At 74.1% G+C, this 19,596-nt stretch carries 16 protein-coding genes; 11 read left to right on the top strand and 5 right to left on the bottom strand.

Annotated features, from left to right (window positions below; translation table 11 throughout):
• The first annotated feature begins 52 nt into the window (after positions 1–52).
• The 3 genes from AB0O91_RS27525 to AB0O91_RS27535 all read left to right on the top strand — a co-directional run bounded on the left by AB0O91_RS27525 (position 53) and on the right by AB0O91_RS27535 (position 3,828).
• Complete coding sequence (locus AB0O91_RS27525) at positions 53–796, top strand: class I SAM-dependent methyltransferase (protein WP_363438244.1); 744 nt, start codon at positions 53–55, stop codon at positions 794–796.
• A 145-nt stretch (positions 797–941) separates the two neighbouring features.
• Positions 942–1,355, top strand: a complete 414-nt coding sequence (locus tag AB0O91_RS27530) for a VOC family protein (protein WP_363438247.1) — start codon at positions 942–944, stop codon at positions 1,353–1,355.
• A gap of 109 nt (positions 1,356–1,464) precedes the next feature.
• Entirely contained in the window at positions 1,465–3,828 is a 2,364-nt protein-coding gene (locus AB0O91_RS27535) for an excinuclease ABC subunit UvrA (RefSeq protein ID WP_363438249.1), read from the top strand.
• 5 nt (positions 3,829–3,833) lie between these two features.
• Here AB0O91_RS27535 and AB0O91_RS27540 read toward each other — a convergent pair whose 3' ends face one another.
• The 3 genes from AB0O91_RS27540 to AB0O91_RS27550 form a co-directional block, all read right to left on the bottom strand.
• Positions 3,834–4,343, bottom strand: coding sequence for a GNAT family N-acetyltransferase (locus AB0O91_RS27540; RefSeq protein ID WP_363438252.1), 510 nt, complete (start codon positions 4,341–4,343; stop codon positions 3,834–3,836).
• Positions 4,344–4,417: 74 nt separating this feature from the next.
• Positions 4,418–6,295, bottom strand: coding sequence for an endonuclease/exonuclease/phosphatase family protein (locus tag AB0O91_RS27545; protein WP_363438254.1), 1,878 nt, complete (start codon positions 6,293–6,295; stop codon positions 4,418–4,420).
• Positions 6,296–6,534: 239 nt separating this feature from the next.
• Positions 6,535–7,431, bottom strand: a complete 897-nt coding sequence (locus AB0O91_RS27550; RefSeq protein ID WP_363438295.1) for a Gfo/Idh/MocA family oxidoreductase — start codon at positions 7,429–7,431, stop codon at positions 6,535–6,537.
• 217 nt (positions 7,432–7,648) lie between these two features.
• Here AB0O91_RS27550 and AB0O91_RS27555 point away from each other — a divergent pair, with 217 nt between their 5' ends.
• Genes AB0O91_RS27555 through AB0O91_RS27565 form a run of 3 tightly spaced genes read left to right on the top strand, consistent with a single transcriptional unit; the run spans position 7,649 to position 10,979 of the window.
• A complete protein-coding gene (locus AB0O91_RS27555) occupies positions 7,649–8,959 on the top strand; it encodes a hypothetical protein (protein ID WP_363438257.1) in 1,311 nt (436 codons plus the stop codon).
• A complete protein-coding gene (locus tag AB0O91_RS27560) occupies positions 8,956–9,789 on the top strand; it encodes an FkbM family methyltransferase (protein ID WP_363438259.1) in 834 nt (277 codons plus the stop codon). Before AB0O91_RS27555 ends, AB0O91_RS27560 begins: the two co-directional genes overlap by 4 nt.
• Positions 9,790–9,818: 29 nt before the next feature.
• Positions 9,819–10,979, top strand: a complete 1,161-nt coding sequence (locus tag AB0O91_RS27565) for a glycosyltransferase family 4 protein (protein ID WP_363438262.1) — start codon at positions 9,819–9,821, stop codon at positions 10,977–10,979.
• Here AB0O91_RS27565 and AB0O91_RS27570 read toward each other — a convergent pair whose 3' ends face one another.
• Entirely contained in the window at positions 10,980–11,648 is a 669-nt protein-coding gene (locus tag AB0O91_RS27570; protein WP_363438265.1) for a response regulator transcription factor, read from the bottom strand.
• Positions 11,636–12,913 (bottom strand): sensor domain-containing protein, encoded by a 1,278-nt coding sequence (locus AB0O91_RS27575; protein WP_363438267.1) that lies wholly within the window; start codon positions 12,911–12,913, stop codon positions 11,636–11,638. The genes AB0O91_RS27570 and AB0O91_RS27575 overlap by 13 nt, the downstream gene beginning before the upstream one ends.
• Positions 12,914–13,053: 140 nt before the next feature.
• On the opposite strand from AB0O91_RS27575, the gene AB0O91_RS27580 reads away from it, so the two are divergent.
• The 5 genes from AB0O91_RS27580 (at position 13,054) to AB0O91_RS27600 (ending at position 19,481) form a co-directional block, all read left to right on the top strand.
• Positions 13,054–13,800 (top strand): ABC transporter ATP-binding protein, encoded by a 747-nt coding sequence (locus AB0O91_RS27580; RefSeq protein WP_363438270.1) that lies wholly within the window; start codon positions 13,054–13,056, stop codon positions 13,798–13,800.
• Positions 13,800–15,785, top strand: coding sequence for an FtsX-like permease family protein (locus tag AB0O91_RS27585; protein ID WP_363438273.1), 1,986 nt, complete (start codon positions 13,800–13,802; stop codon positions 15,783–15,785). Before AB0O91_RS27580 ends, AB0O91_RS27585 begins: the two co-directional genes overlap by 1 nt.
• Before the next feature lie 134 nt (positions 15,786–15,919).
• A complete protein-coding gene (locus AB0O91_RS27590; RefSeq protein WP_363438276.1) occupies positions 15,920–16,594 on the top strand; it encodes a response regulator transcription factor in 675 nt (224 codons plus the stop codon).
• A gap of 22 nt (positions 16,595–16,616) precedes the next feature.
• Positions 16,617–18,011: a sensor histidine kinase gene (locus AB0O91_RS27595; protein WP_363438278.1), complete on the top strand. Its 1,395-nt coding sequence runs from the start codon at positions 16,617–16,619 to the stop codon at positions 18,009–18,011.
• A 129-nt stretch (positions 18,012–18,140) separates the two neighbouring features.
• Entirely contained in the window at positions 18,141–19,481 is a 1,341-nt protein-coding gene (locus AB0O91_RS27600) for a serine hydrolase domain-containing protein (protein WP_363438281.1), read from the top strand.
• The last annotated feature ends 115 nt before the right edge of the window (positions 19,482–19,596 follow it).

Genomic DNA, 19,596 nt, shown 5'->3' on the forward strand with positions numbered 1-19,596 from the left:
GCGCCGGGCCGGGCGAGACTTCCGGGACGACCGCGGACGGAAGGACGGCACGATGGGCATGCAGCAGTACGACCTGATCGGCGAGGCGTTCGAGGGCTTCAAGGCGCTGCCGCTGATCCGGTACGGCGAGGTGCCGAGCGTCCTCGGCCTGGTCGGGGACGTGCGCGGCAGGACGGTCCTCGACCTCGCCTGCGGCACCGGGTTCTACAGCCGGGAGCTGCGGCGGCGGGGCGCGGCGGAGGTGCTCGGGGTCGACATCTCCACCGAGATGGTCTCCGTCGCCCGGTCGTTCGAGCAGCGGGAGCCGCTGGGGGTCCGGTACGAGGTCGGTGACGTCGCCGAACTGCGGCCGCTGGAGCGGCAGTTCGACGTGGCGCTGGCGGTGCAGTGCCTGAACTACGCGGAGGACCGGGCGGCGCTGGACCGGATGTGCCGCGCCGTCCACCGCAGCCTGCGGCCGGGCGGGGAGCTCGTCGTCCTCGCCCAGAGGCCCGACTACGCCTTCGACTGCCGCTCCCTGGAGCGGTACGGGTTCCGCTGCGAGCCGACCGGCGAGGAGGTCGAGACCGGCCCCCGGGTGCGGGTCACCGCGCTCCTCGACCCCCGGCCGGTCAGCATCCTCGGCACCGTCCCGCGCCGCGAGGTCTACGAGGAGTCGCTGCGGGCGGCCGGGTTCGACGAGCTGGAGTGGGTGCCGCTGCGGATCTCCGAGGCGGGCCTGCGGGAGTTCGGCGCGGAGTTCTGGGCGGATGTGGTCGCCCACCCGCCGCTGGTCCTGCTGCGCTGCCGCGCGTAGCCCGGGCCGGAGTCGTCCCGGGTCCGGCCCAGGACAGCCCCGGGACGGCCCAGGACAGCCCAGGGTCGGCCCCGGGGACGGCTCCGGCCGGACCGGTCAGGATTCGAGAAGCGCCCACCCGGGGGTCGCGCCTAGCGTTGCGGTCATGAACGACATCAGCATCCACTGGACCTTCCTCCCGCACACCGACCCCGAGGCCTCGCTCGCCTTCTACCGCGACCTGCTGGGCTTCGAGGTCCGCCAGGACGTCGGCGGCGGCCCGATGCGCTGGATCACCGTCGGCCCGGCCGGCCGGCCCGGCGTGTCGCTGGTGCTGGAGCCGCCGTTCGCGGACCCGGGCATCACCGAGGACGAGCGGCGTACCATCACCGAGATGATGGCCAAGGGAACGTACGCCCGGGTGGTGCTCGCCACCGCCGACCTGGACGGGGTCTTCGACCGGCTGAAGGCGGGCGGCGCCGAGCTCGTCCAGGAGCCGACCCTCCAGCCGTACGGGATCCGCGACTGCGCCTTCCGCGACCCGGCGGGCACCGTGGTCCGCTTCAACGAAGTGCGCTGAGCCGTCCCCGGACCGCCCGGGCCGACACCGGCCCGGGCGGTCCCGCCACACCGCCACACCGCCGCACCACCAGGCCGTAGAGCCGGAGAGACCGGGAGCGAAGAGAACGATGGCCGAGCCGCACGCCGCCGACAGCCACGACCTGATCCGCGTGCACGGAGCGCGCGAGAACAACCTCAAGGACATCAGTGTCGACATCCCCAAGCGCCGTCTGACGGTGTTCACCGGGGTGTCCGGCTCCGGCAAGAGCTCACTGGTCTTCGACACCGTCGCCGCCGAGTCGCAGCGGCTGATCAACGAGACCTACAGCGCCTTCGTCCAGGGCTTCATGCCCACCCTGGCCCGCCCCGAGGTGGACGTCCTGGAGGGCCTGACCACCGCGATCATCGTCGACCAGCAGCGGATGGGCTCCGACCCGCGCTCCACCGTCGGCACCGCGACCGACGCCAACGCGATGCTGCGGATCCTGTTCAGCCGGCTCGGCACCCCGCACATCGGCTCCCCCAAGGCCTTCTCCTTCAACGTCCCGTCGATCAGCGGTGCCGGCGCGGTGACCGTGGAGCGCGGCGGCAAGACGGTCAAGGAGCGGCGCAGCTTCAGCATCACCGGCGGGATGTGCCCGCGCTGCGAGGGCCGGGGCAGCGTCTCCGACATCGACCTGACCCAGCTCTACGACGACAGCAAGTCGATCTCCGAGGGTGCGATCACCATCCCCGGCTGGAAGGTCGACAGCTGGTGGACGGTCGGCGTCTACGCGAACTCGGGCTTCCTCGACCCGGACAAGCCGATCCGCCGGTACACCAAGAAGGAGCTCCAGGACTTCCTGTACCGGGAGCCGACCAAGGTCAAGGTCAACGGGGTCAACCTCACCTACGAGGGCCTGATCCCCAAGATCCAGAAGTCGATGCTCGCCAAGGACAAGGAGGCGCTGCAGCCGCACATCCGGGCCTTCGTGGAGCGCGCCGTCACCTTCACCGCCTGTCCGGAGTGCGAGGGCACCCGGCTGAGCGCGGCCGCCCGCTCCTCCCGGATCGCGGGCGTCTCCATCGCCGACGCCTGCGCGATGCAGATCAGCGACCTGGCCGACTGGGTGCGGAAGCTGGACGAGCCCTCGGTGGCCCCGCTGCTCGCCACGCTGGGGCAGGCACTGGACTCCTTCGTGGAGATCGGCCTCGGCTACCTCTCGCTGGACCGCCCCTCCGGCACCCTCTCCGGCGGCGAGGCCCAGCGGGTGAAGATGATCCGCCACCTGGGCTCCTCGCTCACCGACACCACCTACGTCTTCGACGAGCCCACCACCGGGCTGCACCCGCACGACATCAGCCGGATGAACGACCTGCTGCTGCGGCTACGGGACAAGGGCAACACGGTGCTGGTGGTGGAGCACAAGCCGCAGACCATCGCGATCGCCGACCACGTGGTCGACCTCGGGCCCGGGGCCGGGGCGGCGGGCGGCACGGTGTGCTACGAGGGCGACGTGGCCGGGCTGCGCGGCAGCGGCACCGTGACCGGCCGGCACCTGGCCGACCGGACGGCGCTGCGGACGGCCGTCCGCGAGCCCACCGGCACGCTGGCGATCCGCGGCGCGAACACCCACAACCTGCGGGACGTGGACGTGGACGTCCCGCTCGGGGTGCTCACCGTGGTCACCGGGGTCGCCGGCTCCGGGAAGAGCTCGCTGATCCACGGCTCGATCGCCGCGGACGAGGGCGTGGTCTCGGTCGACCAGGGCGCGATCAAGGGCTCCCGGCGCAGCAACCCGGCCACCTACACCGGGCTGCTGGAGCCGGTCCGCAAGGCCTTCGCCAAGGCGAACGGCGTCAAGCCGGCCCTGTTCAGCGCCAACTCCGAGGGGGCCTGTCCGACCTGCAACGGCGCGGGCGTGGTCTACACCGACCTGGCGATGATGGCCGGGGTGGCCACCACCTGCGAGGACTGCGAGGGTCGCCGCTACGACGCCTCGGTGCTGGAGTACCGGCTGGGCGGCCGGGACATCAGCGAGGTGCTGGCGATGTCGGTGACCGAGGCGGCGGCGTTCTTCGGCGACGGGGAGGCGAAGCTCCCGGCCGCGCACCGGATCCTGGAGCGGCTGGCCGACGTCGGCCTGGGCTACCTGAGCCTCGGCCAGCCGCTGACCACGCTGTCCGGCGGCGAGCGCCAGCGGCTGAAGCTGGCCACCCACATGGCCGACAAGGGCGGGGTGTACGTCCTGGACGAGCCGACCACCGGGCTGCACCTGGCGGACGTCGGACAGCTGCTCGGCCTGCTGGACCGGCTGGTGGACTCCGGCAAGTCGGTGATCGTGATCGAGCACCACCCGGCGGTCATGGCGCACGCGGACTGGATCATCGACCTCGGCCCGGGCGCCGGGCACGACGGCGGGCGGGTGGTCTTCGAGGGCACGCCGGCCGAGCTGGTCGCGGCCCGCTCCACGCTGACCGGTGAGCACCTGGCGGAGTACGTGGCGGGCTGACCGGCTCAGCGGAGCGGGAGGACCATCTCCAGGACGCTCGCCGCCTCGTCCAGCACGTACGGCGTCGAGCCGCCGTTGTAGCTGAAGCCGCGCCGCCGGTAGAAGGCGGCGGCGCGGTGGTTGGCCTCGTGCACGCCGAGCAGCATCCAGCCGGCGCCGCCCTCCCGGGCCCAGGCGATCACCGCGTCCAGCAGGGCGTCGGTGACGCCGCGCTCGCGGCCCCGGTGCGCCGGGTCGGTCCAGACGCCGATCAGGTCGACGGTGGCGGCCTTCCGGCTGGGGACGGCGAGCATGGTGGCGACCCACTCGTCGGTCTCCGGGTCGACGGCGACCAGGCCGATCCGGCCGGGCTCGTTCAGCCAGTCGGTGCGGGCCCGCCAGTTGCCCTCGCCCTGGAGCCGGGCGTAGTCGAGGGTCTCGCCGAACGCCATGGGGGTGTCCAGGAGTTGGGCCAGCCGGATGGTGCGCAGCCGCTGCCAGTCGTCCCGCCCGATCCGCTCGATCCGGTACTCCACGCCGTCCCCCGGGTGCTCAAAGGCCTCCGCCGCCGGCGGTCACCGGCGGCGGAGGCAGGATAGCCGGGCCCGGGTCAGGGCTTGATCCGGACCACCTGCGGGTCGTGGTCGCTGGCCTGCTGCGCGAACTCGGCGTTGATGTGCACCACGTCGTACTTGGCGTAGCCGACCTCGGGGCTGACCAGGATGTGGTCCAGCACCTGCGAGTTGCCCTGGTAGACGTAGGAGTACTGCTCGGTCTCCGGCAGCTCGTTCACCAGGTCGCGCAGCACGCCGTCCTTGGTGAGGGCGGCCAGGGCGGGCGAGAACTGGTAGTCGTTGAAGTCGCCGAGCGAGACGATCCGGGCCTGCCGGTCGGCGGCCAGCAGCGTGGCGACGAAGGCCTGCTCGACGGTGGCCTGCTTGACCCGCTGCACCTCGGAGCTGCGGGTCGGGGCCTGGAAGCGGCTGTCGATGCCCTGGTCGCCGCCCTTGCTGTTGAAGTGGTTGGCGATCACGAAGACCTTCTGGCCGCGGAAGGAGAACTGGCCGACCAGCGGCTTGCGGCTGTTGGTCCACGCCTCGTCGGTCGGCTCGATCCGGCCGGGGGAGGCGGTGAGCGCGGTGGCGGCGCCGGCGCCGGTGACGCCGACGGCGGTGGTGGCGGTGGCGCCGGGGATGTCGGTGAAGGAGACCCGCTGGGGGTTGAACAGGAAGACCTGGCGGATGTTGCCGCCGGGCTCGCCGCCGTCCTTGCCGTCCTGGGGGTCGACCGAGCGCCACTCGTAGGCGGGGCCGCCGGCCGCCTTGATCGCGGCGAGGAACGTGGCGACGGTCTGGCCGGCGTCCACCGTGCCGTCGTTCTTGGCGCCGTTGTTGTCCTGGATCTCCTCCAGGGCGACGATGTCGGGCGAGCGCAGGTTGGTGACGACGCCCTGGGCGAGCTCGGCGAACTTGGCGTCCGGGTTGGTGGCCGCCAGGTTCTCCACGTTGTAGGTGGCGATGGTGAGTTCGCGCTCGCCGGCCTTGGCGGTGACCTCGCGCTGGAGGTGGTTGTCCTTGAGGGTGCCCAGGGTGCCGGCGACCAGGGTGTAGCCGCCGAACTGGTTGTAGTCCAGCGGGCCGGTGGTGGCGCCGGTCAGCTCGTCGCCGACGTTGGCCACCGGGAAGGGCTGCTGGGAGACCGGGGCCTGCTGCTGCACCATCAGGCGGCCGACGTTGGGCTCGCGGTAGGACTCGTAGAGCACGCCGCCGCGCTTGCTGCGCTGGTCCTGCCGGTCGGCGGCGACCCACAGCTCGTTGTACTTGTCGGTCGCCTGTATCACCCGGACGTCCTTGACCTGGACGAGCATGCCCTCCAGCGACTCGTAGAAGTCCAGGGCGTACTTCTCCGGGTTCAGCGGCACGGAGTCGATGCTGCCGTCGGGCCCGGCGGGCGGGGCGTAGCGGCCCGGGATGTTGCGGGTGTCGACGACCACGGGGGCGGGCAGCGGATTGCCGTGCGAGAGCACCGTGACGGCGGGGCCGGTGAGTTCGGTGATGGACTGGGAGCCGCCGGCGTAGTTCGGGTAGTACTCGGTGACCTTGCCGCTGACCAGCACCGAGTCGCCGACCTGCACGGTCGGGTTTCCTCCGGTGTAGACGAAGATCCCCTCGCTGGTGGCGGGATTGTCGTCCGGGTTCGGGTCCTGCAGCCAGAATCCCCTGACGCTGCCGTACGCCCGGACGCCGGTGACGATTCCGGGCACTCCGGTGACCGGCTTCCCGGCCTGCGGGGAGACCCGGGTGGTGCCCTGGATGTCGTGGATCCGCAGCGGGCCGGCCTCGGTCGGCGCGGGCGGGGCGGCGGCCGGGCCGGCGGCGTTCGCGGCCGGCAGCGGGACGAGCACCAGCGAGGCGGCCAGCGCGGCCGGCGCGACGACGGCGCGCAGCAGGGCGGCGCGGCGGGGACGGGGGGCGGGGGAGGTGGTCACCGGGGCTTGGCTCCTGGCTCGGGCAGCGGACGCTACTCGCGTAGAAGGAAGGTGCGGAGAAAGCGGGGGACGGCTCCCGTCCCCCGCTGCGCCCTCAAGGTACGCGCGCGGAAAATGCCCCGACAAGACCCCGTCAATGAACGGTCGGTTCCGCCCGGGTGACGTGCGATCGCGTCGATTCAGGCTTTTCCCAGGCTCCTTGCAGCTTTCACCCAGCTTGACCCCGGCTTTGCCCGGCTTTATCCGATCCGTTCCACGATCAGTTCGCACAGCTCGTGGGTGCGCAGCGCGTCGTGGGCGTCCAGGGTCTTCCCGGCCCGGACGGCGTCCAGGAAGCCGAGCACGCACTGCTCGATCCCGCGCTGACGGGCCACCGGCACCCAGTCGCCGCGCCGCCGGACGGTGGGCTGGCCGCGGTGGTCGATCACCTCGGCCAGGTTGCGGACCTCGCGCTTGGAGTCGCCGCCGGAGACCTCCAGCACCTCCTCGGTCGAGCCGGAGACCCGGTTCATGATGCCCAGCGCGGTGAACCCCTCGCCGCCGAGCGTCAGCACCACGTGCTCCACCAGGCCCTCCCGGTCCTTGCGGGCCCGGACGTCCACCTGCTCGATCTCGCCGGGGACCAGGAACCGCAGGGTGTCCACCACGTGCACGAAGTCGTCGAAGACCAGCGTGCGGGCCGCCTCCGCGAGACCCTCCCGGTTCTTCTGCAGCACGATCAGGTCGCGCGGGCGCTCCAGGGCCTGGGCGTAGCCGGGCGCGTGGCGGCGGTTGAAGCCGACCATCAGCGAGCGGCCGGTCCGGTCGGCGAGGTCGACCAGCCGGCGGGCACCGTCCACGGTGTAGTCCAGCGGCTTGTCCACGTAGACGTCCACCCCGGCGCCGAGCAGCCGCTCGGTGATCGGCACGTGCTGGTCGGTGGCGGCGTGCACGAAGGCGGCCCGGATGCCGCTGTCGATCAGCGCGTCCAGGTCGGTGAACCGGTTCCCGGCACCGATCCGGTGGGTCTCCCCCAGCCGGTCCAGCTTGGCCCGGTCCCGGGTCATCAGTCGCAGGTCCAGCCCGGGCAGCGCGGTGACCACCGGGAGGTACGCCTTCTGCGCGATGTCGCCGAGGCCGATCACCCCGACCGGCAGCGGGCCGGCGGGGACAGCGTTCGAGGTCATGGGGGCTCCTGGGGTGCGGCCGGTGGTGGTCGCCGCCACCCTACGCGGTCCGCCGCGCAACGGTTCGGGCCCGATCTCCGCACTCTCCCAACCACCGCTCGGTGCACGGATGGTAGGGGAAACCCGACCTCGGGTTCTCGACCTGGCTGTCATGACGTCACCGGTCGCCGGCGGCTGCAATGGACGGGTGCTCACTCACCTGGCCCACCGGGCTCCGGGAGCGGACGGGCACAGGTGGTCCTGGTGTGCCGGATGGCTCGCATGCGCCGCCTGGGCCGCTGCGTTCCCCTTCGTCTCCTCCCTCGGCCCGCACCGGACCTGGGGCACCGTCGCCGCGGTCGGCTACCTCGCCGCGGCGGTGACCGTGCTGCTGCCCGCCCGGCGGGACGCCCGGCTCGACTCGGCCGTCCTCGCGCTCGCCGGGGCGGTGGTGCTGCCGCTGCTGCTCCTGGTGCACACCGGGGCGGCGCAGAGCGAGGTCGGGGTGATCGAGCGCTCCGGCTCGCTGCTGCTGCACCAGGTGTCCCCGTACGTCGACGCCCCGCGCACGGTGGACGAGGTGACGCCCTATCTGCCGGCCATGGCGCTGCTGGGCGTCCCGCACGCCCTGCTCGGCGGCGCCGGCCCGCTCGGCCGGGCGGTCGGCGACCCCCGGGTGTGGTGCGCGGCCGTGCTGCTGGCCGGCCTGTGGCTCGCCCACCGGCTGCTGCGGGCGGCCGCACCCGCCGGACCGGCCGCCCGGCCGCGCTGGGCCGCGGTGCCGCCGGGGACGGCCCTGACCGCGCTGGTCGCCTCGCCGGTGGTGGCGCTGCCGCTCGCGGTCAGCGGCATCGACCTGCCGCTGACCGGGCTGCTCTGCCTGGCGCTCGCGCTGGCCTCGGTGCGCCGCCCGGCCGCGACCGGGCTGGTGCTGGCCCTGGCCTGCGCGATGAAGTGGACCTCCTGGCCCGCGGTCGCCGTCGCCGTGGCCCTGCTCGCCGCCACGGCCGGCCGGCGGGCCGCGGCCCGCTGCCTCGCCGTGGCCGTCCTCGGCACCACCGCCCTGGTGCTGCCCGCCGCGCTGCTCGCACCCGGGCCGATGGTCGACCAGGTGCTGGCCTTCCCGCTCGGCCGCGGCGGGCTGCGCACCGAGGCGGCCAGCCCGCTCCCCGGCAAGCTGCTCGCCGACCTCGGCCCGGCCGGCTGGTACGCGGCGGTCGGGCTGCTGCTGCTCGGCGGACTGGCCGTCGCGGTGTCCCTGGTGCGCCGGCCGCCGCGCGACCTGGTCGCCGCCGCCGACCGGCTGGCCCTCGGGCTGGCCGCCGCCTTCCTGCTGGCCCCGGCCGGGCGCTTCGGCTACCTCGCGCTGCCGGCCGTGCTGGCGCTCTGGGCCCGCGTGATGCCCGGGACCGGCCGGGCCGTCCCGCCACCGCACCCTCCGCGTCCTCCGCGCTCCGAGCGCGCGACCGCCTCCATCGCCTCCACCGCCCGTTCCGTCCAGGAAGGAAGTGTCCGTTGAGCCTCCAGCGGCCGGACCTCACCACACCGCTCGACCCCACCGACCCCGCCACCGGCCCCACTGGCCGGGCGGCCCGCGCGGCCGGGCCGCGGCCCCGACCGGCCGGCGCCCGCACCGCGACCGTCTCCGCCGCCCTGCGCTGGGGCGCGGGCCGGCTGTCCTTCGTCGAGGACGAGGTCGCCGGGCTGCGCCAGGTGGTCGCCCCCGGCGCCACCTGCCTCGACATCGGCGCCGAGTACGGCCTCTACACCTGGACGCTGTCCGCGCTGGTCGGCCCGACCGGCGCGGTGCACAGCGTGGAGCCGCTGCCCGGCCCGGCCCGCTGGCTGCGCACCACCGCCCGGCTGCTCGGCGCCCGCAACGTCGCCGTGCACCGGCTCGCCCTCGGCGCGGAGCCGGGGCGCGGCACGCTCAGCCTGCCCAAGCGCCGCGGGCTGCCGGTGCACGGCCGGACGTACCTCACCGAGGGCACCGACGGCCCCGGGCCGAACGCCGAGTTCGCCTCCTCCGTCCGGGTGCCCGCCCGGGTCGCCACCCTCGACCAGCTGGCGGACGAACTCCGGCTGACCCGGACGTCCTTCGTCAAGGCCGACGTCGAGGGCGCCGAACTCGCCGTGCTCCGCGGCGGCGCGGCCACCCTGCGCCGGCACCGGCCGACCCTGCTGCTGGAGATCGAGGACCGGCACCTGCGCAAGTACGGCGCCCGCGCGGCGGACGTGCCCCGGCACCTGGAGCAGTACGGCTACCGCGCGCACCGCTGGTGGCGCGGCCGGTGGGTCCCGGCCCCGCGGATCACCGAGGACTGCCGCAACTACCTCTTCACCGTCTGACCCCTCCCGGATGCGAGGACACCACGCCCATGGGCACCACGCTGATCGTGACCAACGACTTCCCGCCCCGGCAGGGCGGCATCGAGACCTTCGTGCACGCGATGGCGGTGCGCGTCCCGGACCACGACGTGGTGGTCTACACCTCCGGCGAGCCCGGTGACGCCGCGTACGACGCCACCCTGCCGTTCCCGGTGGTCCGGGACCGCAGCCGCACCCTGCTGCCCACCGGCCGGGTGACCCGCCGGACGCTGGAGATCGCCCGCGCCCACGGCTGCGACCGGGTCTGGTTCGGCGCCGCCGCTCCGCTGGCCGCGATGGCGCCCGCGCTGCGCCGGGGCGGGATCGATCGGATCGTCGCCACCACCCACGGCCACGAGATCTGGTGGGCCCGCGCCCCGATCGCCCGCGGGCTGCTGCGCCGGATCGGCAACCACGTCGACGTGGTCACCTACCTCGGCGAGTACACCCGGCGCCGGATCGCCCCGGCGCTCGGCGCCCGGGCCCGGACGGTGCGGCTCGTCCCGGGGGTGGACGCCGAGGCGTTCCGGCCCTCGCCCGAGCACGGCCGGGTGATCCGCGAGCAGTACGGGCTCGGCGACGCCAAGGTGATCGTGTGCGTCGCCCGGCTGGTGCCGCGCAAGGGCCAGGACGCGCTGATCCGGGCGCTGCCGCTGATCCGCCGGCGCGTCCCGGACGCCGTGCTGCTGATCGTCGGGGACGGCCCCGACGATCAGCGGCTGCGCCGGCTGGCGAGCGAACTCGCCCCGGGCGCGGTGGTGTTCGCGGGCGGCCAGGACCACGCCTCGACGGCCTGGTACTACGCGGCGGCGGACGTCTTCGCCATGCCGTGCCGGACCAGGAGGGCCGGCCTGGAGGCCGAGGGCCTGGGCATCGTCTTCCTGGAGGCGGCGGCCAGCGGGCTGCCGGTGGTGGCCGGCGACTCCGGCGGCGCCCCGGACACCGTGCTGGACGGCCGCACCGGCGCCGTGGTGGACGGCCGGTCGGTGCCGGCCGTCGCGGACGCCGTGGCGACGGTCCTGCTGGACCCGGACCGGGGCCGGGAGTTCGGGCGGCGCGGCCGGCGGTGGGTGGCCGAGCAGTGGTCCTGGGACGCCTCCGCGGAGCAGCTCACCCGGCTGCTCACCCCCGGGGTGGAGCTGCGCTCGGTCACCGTCCCGCCGGTGGAGTGACTACTCGCGTGCTCCCCCGCCCCGCAGGTAGGCCAGCACCGCCAGGACCCGGCGGTTGCCCTCGACCGGGTCGAGGTCCAGCTTCATGAAGATGTTGCTGGAGTGCTTGACCACCGAGGCCTCGGTGACGGTCAGCCGCTGGGCGATCGACTGGTTGTTGAGGCCCTCCGCCATCAGCCCCAGCACCTCCCGCTCGCGCGGCGTGAGGCGCTTCAACGGGGCGTCGGCGGTGCGCTGTTGGAGCAGCACCCGGACCACCTCCGGGTCCAGCACGGTCTGCCCGCCGGCGACCCGCTCCAGCGCGTCGAGGAAGTCGGTGACCTCCCCGACCCGGTCCTTGAGCAGGTACCCGAGACCGCCGTCGGTGGAGGCGTCGGTGCCGAACAGCTGGGTCGCGTACGCCGTCGCCACGTACTGGGAGAGCACCAGGACCGGCAACCCCCGGTGCCGGGAGCGCAGTTCGACCGCGGCCCGGAGTCCCTCGTCCCGGAAGTCCGGCGGCATCCGCACGTCGGTGATGACGATGTCGGGCCGTTCGGCGTCGACCGCTCGGGCCAGTTCCCCGGCGTCGCCGACCGCGGCGACCACCTGGTGGCCGACCCGTCCGAGCAGTTCCACCAGGCCGGCCCGGAGCAGCACGGCGTCCTCGGCGAGCACTACCCGGAGCACGGGACCTCCACGCGCAGTTGGGTCGGTCCTCCGACCGGGCTGGTCACGATGAGTCGTCCTTTCAGGATGGCCACCCGGTCGGCCAGGCCCTGGAGGCCCGCGCCGGCGGCGGGATCGGCCCCGCCGTGGCCGTTGTCGGTGACGAGCAGCACCAGCTTCTCGCCCTTGAGGTGGGCCGCGACGGCGACCTCGTCCGCGCCGCTGTGCTTGGCGGCGTTGGTCAGGGCCTCGGTGATGGTGAAGTACGCGGCGGTCTCGACCGGGCCGGGCAGCCGCTGCGGCAGGTCGATGTCGACGGTCACCGGGATCGGGTTGCGCAGCGCCAGTTCGGCGACCGCGGCCGGCAGCCCGTGGTCGGTGAGCACCTGGGGATGGATCCCGCGCACCAGGGTGCGCAGCTGCTCCAGGGCCCGTCTGGCCTCGCCGCGGGCCCGGGTGACCAGTTCGGCGGCGGCCGGGTGCTGCCCGCGCAGCTCCAGCTCGGCCAGGCCCAGCGTCATGCTGAGGGCGACCAGCTGCTGCTGGGCGCCGTCGTGCAGGTCGCGCTCGATCCGGCTCCGCTCGGCCTCGAAGGCGTCCACCAACCGGGCCCGGGAGCGGGTGAGTTCGACCACCCGGGTGCCGAGGTCCTCGTCCCGCGCGGAGAGCAGGAACTGCGCGGTGCGCACCTGCGCCCCGGCCAGCAGCGCCCCGGTGTACGCGGAGACCGCCAGCCCGAGCAGCCCGACGGCGCTGCCGGGCAGGGCGGCGACCGGGTCCGAGATCGGGTGGCCGGGCCAGAGCATCACGGTGTCCGGGCTGATCGCCCAGACGATCAGCGGCGTGGTCAGCAGGATCAGCGAGATCCCGAGCAGCGCGACGAAGCCGATGCCGCTCGCGGTGAACAGCACGGCCTGGATCAGCAGGTACGCCAGCTCGCGCCAGGTGGAGCGCTCCTTCAGCCTGGTCCGCAGCCAGGCCGCCGCCCCCGCGCCCGGCAGCGAGCCGTGCGGGTCGGGCAGCGGCACCGGCTCGACCAGCAGCAGCCGGCGCCGCTCCAGTGCGGCCAGCGGCACCCCGAGCACGGCCACCCCGGTCAGCACCACCAGCCCGACCCCGACGACGGACAGCCCGACCCCGACGAACAGCAGCGCGACCAGCACCACCAGCGAGGCCGCGCCCTGGACGGTGCCGGTCAGCAGGAACGCCCAGACCCGCAGCGGCCAGCGGGACCACAGGAAGCCCAGCGGCCGCGCCCGCACGGCCTCCCACACGGCAACCGTCATCGGCCTTCCTCCCCGCACGCGTACGAACCCCGGCCGACTCTATCGGGCCGACGGCCCCGCGCGACGGTAGGGAAAACCCGACCTCCAGGACTCCTCGCAGGCCCACTGCGCCCGCGGCCGTGCCCTGGTGGACTGGGGTCATGTCACTGCTCACCGACATCCAGCTGCCCGCCGTCAACCTGGTCGGCGTCACCAAGAGCTACCCGAGCGCCGCCGGGCCGGTCCCGGTGCTGCGCGAGGTCAGCCTGGGCTTCCCGCAGCGCGCCCTGACCGCGGTGATGGGCCCCTCCGGCTCCGGCAAGACCACCCTGCTCAACTGCGCGGCCGGCCTGGACCGGCCGGAGAGCGGCAAGGTCCTGCTCGGCGACACCGACCTGGCGGCCTGCGACGAGCGGCAGCTGACCGAGGCGCGGCGCAGCCGGATCGGCTTCGTCTTCCAGCAGTTCAACCTGCTGCCGATGCTCACCGCCTTCGAGAACGTGGCGCTGCCGCTGCGGCTCCAGGGCCGCCGGGTGCGGCGCGGCGACGTGGTCGAGGCGCTGCGGATGGTGGGTCTGCAGGACCAGGCCGACCGCCGGCCGGCCCAGCTGTCCGGCGGCCAGCAGCAGCGGGTGGCGATCGCCCGGACGCTCGCGGCCGAGCCCGAGATCATCTTCGCCGACGAGCCGACCGGCTCGCTCGACCGGCGCAACGGCCGCCAGGTGATGCAGCTGCTGCGGGACGCCGTCGACCACGAGGGCCGGACGATCGCCATGGTGACCCACGACCCGGCCGCGGCTGCCTGCGCGGACCGGGTGGTGTTCCTGTCCGACGGGCGGATCGTCGGCCGGCTGGACCACCCGACCGCCGAGGCGGTCGCCCACCAACTGAGCGTCTGGGAGCAGTGATGTGGCGGATCTCGGTGCAGTCGGTGCGCCACTACTGGGCGTTGTTCGCGGGGACGTTCGTGGCCCTGGCGCTGGGCGTGGGCCTGGTCGGGGTCTCGGCCTCGGCACTGGCGGCCACCTGGGCGGTACCGGCCGCGACCGCCGCCGGGACGGCCTCGGTCACGCTGACCGACCAGGCCGGCGGCGCGCACACGGTCACCACCGGCCAGGCCGACCTGGGCGGGGTGCAGAGCGTGCTGGCCATGGGCGGGGTGGTGTCGGGCTTCGTGACGGTGTTCGTGGTCGCGGGCACCTGCGCCTTCGGGATCGCCCTGCGGCGCCGGGACATGGGGCTGCTGCGGCTGGTCGGCGCGGGTGGGCCGCAGGTGCGCCGGATGGTGCTGGGCGAGTCCTTCGTGGTGGCGGTGCCGGCCGCCGCGCTCGGCTGCGTGCTGGCCGCCGTGGCGGCGCCGGCCACCGTGCGGGCGCTGAACGGCACCGGTCTGGCGCCGGTCGAGCTGACGCCGGGGCCGCTGTTCTGGCCGCTGGTGTTCGCGGCGGGCACCGGGCTGCTGCTGGCCTTCCTCGGGATGGTGGCGGCGTCCAAGCGCGCGGCGAGGGCGCGGCCGGTGGAGGCGCTGCGCGAGGCGGACCTCGACTCCCGGTCGATGACGGCCGGGCGGGCGGTGACCGGGGTGCTGGCGCTGGTGGGCGGCGGCGCGATGGTGGCGCTGACCCCCGGGGCCGGTGAGGAGGCGGCCACGCCGCTCGCCCTGTTCGGCACCATGGCGCTGGCGATCGCGGCCTCGCTGCTGGGGCCGCTGTACCTGCCGCCGGTGCTGCGGCTGCTGTCGCTGCCCCTGCGGATGACCGACCCGGTGGCGGGGCGGCTGGCCGCGGAGTCGGTCCGCACCGCGCGGCGGCGGACGGCGGCGCTGGTGGGGCCGGTGCTGGCGATCGTGGCGATCGTCGGGGTGTTCACCACCGTGCTGTCCACGGCCGGGGCGGCCTCCGCGGCCGACGACCGGGCCCGCACGGCCGCCCAGCTGGTGGTCGAGCCGACCGGGACGGACGGGCTGGACGCGCGGCAGCTGGCCGCGTTGCGCGGCGACCCGCGGGTCGCGGCGGTGTCGGCGCCGGCCGCGCTGGACGTCGCGGTGGCCGGTCCGACCACGGCCTGGAAGGAGCAGGCGGCGGTGGTCGACCCGGTCGAGCTGTCCCGGACGCACCGGCTCACGGCCGCCGAGGGCGCGCTGGCGCCGCTCGCGCCGGACACCGTCGCGGTGTCCCGGGAGTTCGCCTCCTGGTACGGCTTCCACGCCGGGAGCACCCTCACGTACGGGCTGTTCGGCGGCCGTCCGGTCACCGCCCGGGTGAGCGCGGTGCTGGACGGCGGCTCGGCGGTGCCGCACCTGCTGCTGCCGGCCGCGGCGGCGGCCGGGGCCGGCGCGCCGGAGCGGGCGAGCGTGCTGCTGACGCCCGCGGCGGCGGGCTCGGTCGGTGAGGCGGCCGCGGCGCTGACCGCGGAGCTGGGGCCGGACCGGGTGCGGGTGGTGCCGAGCGCGACCTGGTTCGACCACCACAGCACCGACCAGGAGCGGCTCAACCGGCTGGTGCTGCTGGTGCTGACGGTGCCCGGCTGCCTGTACGCGCTGATCGCGGTGGGCAGCACCCTGGTGATGTCGTACAGCCGGCGGGGCCGGGAGATCACGTCGATGCGGATGCTGGGCGTGAGCAGCGGGCAGGTGCGCCGGATGGCGCTGTGGGAGTCGGTCTCCACCACGCTGGTGGGGGCGGCGGTCGCGGCCGCGGTGGTGGCCCTCGGGGTGCGCGCCTACCGCGGGGCGCTCACGGTGTTCGGCGGCACGACGCCGCTGAGCGTGCCCTGGCAGTTCCTCGGCACGCTGTTCGCGGCCTGTCTGCTGATGAGCGTGACGGTGAGTCTCGCCGCCACCGGGCACCTGTTGCGGCGGGTGAGCGTCGGCAGTGCCGGTTCACGGCAGTAGCGGGGCCGACGGGCGTAGCGTCAGTCGGTCCGCCGTGCCTATGCTGAGCCCCAACTGATGAGCGATCACGTTTATGTTCATCATTCAAGGTTTGTGCCCGCCACCCGGCGTGGACCCACTATTCAGGAGTCGCCATGCGCGTCGCGATCGCGGAGGATTCCGCCCTCCTACGGGCCGGAATGGCGAGGCTGCTGGCGGACGAGGGAATAGAAGTGGTGGCTTCGCTGGGCGATGCCACAAATGTCCTCGATGTCGTCCGGGCGACCTGTCCGCACGTGGTGATCATGGACGTCCGGATGCCCCCGACCCACACCGACGAGGGCATCCGGGCGGCCGTGGACATCCAGCGGCTGGACGGCGGACCGGCCGTGCTGCTGCTCTCCCAGTACGTGGAGCACACCTACGCGCAGCAGTTGATGAGCAACGCCCGGGGCGGCACCGGCTACCTCCTGAAGCAGCGGATCGGCGACTTCGGGGAATTCCTGGCCGCCCTCCAGCGGGTCGGGAAAGGCGAGACCGTCCTCGATCCGGACCTCTTCCGGCAATTCATCGGGAGCCCCCGCGAGAAGCGCGCCGCGGAATTGCTGACCCCGCGCGAGCACCAGGTGCTGGAACTCATGTCGACCGGACTGACGAACATGGGGATCGTCAATCGGCTGAACATCTCCGAGCGGGCCGTGGAAAAGCACGTCACGGCGATCCTGGGAAAGCTGCGCATTCCGAATTCCGGGGAGAGCCACCGCCGCGTGCTGGCCGTCCTGGACTATCTGCGCGGCATCGACCGGCTGGCCGCGGACGAGATCCGCTGACGCCGCAGTGTCCCCGCCCCCCGTGAAACTGCCGACCCCGTACCGGGCCGCCGCCGGGCTCATCTACCTCTCCGTCGGCAGCCTGGTGGGCCTGCTGCTGGCGCCGCTGGTCGTCCTCTCGCTGCTCCTGCGGGTGCTCTCCTGGGCGCTGCTGGTCGGCCTGCCGATGCTGGTGGTGCTCTGCGTCCGGGCGCTCACCGCGGCGTTCCGCCGGATCGCCCGCCCCGCCCCGCCCGGCACCGGGCCCGGGCAGCCGGCCCGGCCCGGCCGGACCTGGCGCGAGCACCTTCGGGACATGCCCGCCCGGCTGGCCTTCCTGCGCGACGGCATCTCCTTCAGCCTGCCGCTGCTGCGCGCCGTCGCGGAGCTGGAACAGCTGCTGGCGCGCTTCGTGCACGGCGTCGACGGGCCGCGGGAGCCGGTGCTGAGGGGCCTCGCCCTGCGCCGGGAGCGGCGCCGCCCGCCCGAGGCGACCTGGGACGACATCGGCTACCTGGGGCTGCTGCTGCTCGGCGCGGTCTGGCTGGCGCCGCTGGCCGCGCTGGCCGTCCCGGTGGTCGCCTTCGTGGTGGCGCTGCCGATCGGACCGCCCGACCAGCTGGCCTTCGGCCCCGGCAACAACGTCGTGGTGGACTCCGCCCCCACCCGGGTGCTGGTCGCCGCCTGCTCCGTCCTGGTCTTCGTCCTGCTGCTGGGCCTGCTGCTGTGGCTCGGGCGGCTGCGCGCCCGGATGGTGCGCCGGGTGCTCGGCCGGATCGAGCAGACCGAGACCCGGCGGCGGGAGGCCGCCGTCGAGCGCCAGCGGATCGCGGCGCTGCGGGTGAACGACGCCGATTTCCGTCGGGTGGAACGCGATCTGCACGACGGTGCCCAGGCCCGGCTGGCCGCATTGCTGATGCACCTCTCGCACGCCCGGTTGCGCCGCAGCGACGACGTGGAATACCTGGCGGCGGTCGTCGGCGAAGCGCACCAGGAAGTCGAGAAGGCCATCGGGGAAATCCGCGACCTGGTCCGCGGAATCCAGCCGCCGATACTGAGCGACCGCGGCCTGGACGCCGCCGTGACGGCCCTGACGGAACGTTTCCACGTCCCCGTCTCGATTTCCAGCAGTCTGGACCGGCGGCCGGACGTGCGGGTGGAGTCGACCGCCTATTACGTCATCGCGGAATGCCTCGCCAACACCGCGAAGTACGCGAGCGCCACGGCCATCCACATCGCACTCGAACAGGGCGACGACCGCCTGGTGGTCTCGGTCACGGACGACGGCGTCGGCGGGGCCAGCCCGACCGTGGGCACCGGCCTGCGCGGCCTGGAGGACCGGGCCGCCGCGATCAACGGCCGACTGGACGTCAGCAGCCCGCCGGGCGGGCCGACCACCGTGCGCGCCACCCTGCCCTGGTCCGTGACTCCCGTCTGACCTGCGGCTTTTCCCCACACGGAAAGATCTTGCCCTTCTTTGAACATCTGATCGAGGATGGATGGTGCGGGTAGCCGCACCATCCACGGTGCGGCTACCCGCACTGGTGCACTCGATGAAGGGGGAACCATGGATGCGCACCTGACCACCAGACTGACCGCCGCGGCCCGCGATCACGCGGTCCCCGGCGCCCAGTTGACACTGCACCGGGACGGTCGGACCTCGTCCGTCGTCACCGGTGTCACCCGGGCCGGCGGCACCGATCCGGTCACCCCGGAAACGGCCTTCGCACTCGGCTCCGTCACCAAGGCCTTCACCGCCACCGTCGTCGCCCAGCTCGCCGCCGACGGAGATATCGACCTGGACGACCGCATTGCCGAGCACGTACCGGAGTTGAGCTCGCCGGCGGCCCCCGAGTTGTCGTCCGTGACAATTCGACAGGTGCTCAGTCACACCGCCGCACTGGTCGCCGACCACGAACTCGACAACCACGAGGACGCCTCCCTGATCCGGTACGCGGCCAGTGTCGCGAACACCGGACTGCTGAATGCGCCCGGCACCTGCTTCTCCTACTCGAACACCGGATACAACCTGCTCGGCCGGGCCATCGAATACGTCACGGATATGAAGTGGCGGGCGGCCCTGGAGAATTTCCTGCTCCGCCCGCTCGGAATCGAGCCGCTGCTGCCGCAGGACTCCGCCGACCGCTCCCGACCGCTCGCCACCTGCCACACCGTGCGCCCCGGCGGCGGCCCGGCGCAGCCGGTCGGCCTGTTCCTGCCGCACAGTTGGGCGCCGGCCGGCGGCCTCGCCGCGGGCGCGGACGACCTGGTCCGCTTCGCCCGGCTCCACCTGGGCGACCACCCGGACGCCGAGGTGCTGCTCCCCGGCGAGCTGCGGGCCGAGCTGGCCCGACCGGCCCCCGGCGCCGACGCCTTCGGCATGGCCGACGGCTGGGGCCTCGGCCTGGCCCGCTACGACTCCCCCGACGGCGTCTGGCTCGGCCATGACGGCACCGTCGACGGCGGCACCGCCCACCTGCGCTTCCACCCGGCGAGCGGCACCGCGCTGGCGCTGACCACCAACGCCGGCACCGGCACCCTGCTCTGGGCCGACCTGGTGGCCGCACTGCGCGAACTCGGCCTGGCCGTCGGGGACTACCGGCCCGGGCTGCCCGCCACCGCCCAGCCGCTGCCCACCGACCGGGCCGCCGTCGCGGACCGTCTGGTCGGCGAGTACCGCAACGGCGACACCTCCTTCTCCGTCCGCAGCCACCCCACCGGCCTGCGGCTCTCCGACGGCACCGGCCTGGTCGCCGAACTGGCCCTGCACGGCCAGTCGGTGTTCACCGCCCGCCGCCTGGACGCCCGGGAGGCCGCCTGGACCGGCCGGTTCGTCACCGACCCGGCGACCGGCGAGGCCGTGGTGCTCCAACTCGGCGGACGCTCCGCCCGGCGCACCGCCGCCTGACCCTCCCTCCCCGTCCTCCCCCGCCGTCCCCCGGCGGCACCCCCGCGGCACCACTCCCCCCACCCCCACCGGCTCCTCCGGCGCCCCCTCGACTCCGCCGGGCCGGTACCGCCGC

Source organism: Kitasatospora sp. NPDC089797 (assembly GCF_040684795.1).
Classification (GTDB): Bacteria; Actinomycetota; Actinomycetes; order Streptomycetales; family Streptomycetaceae; genus Kitasatospora.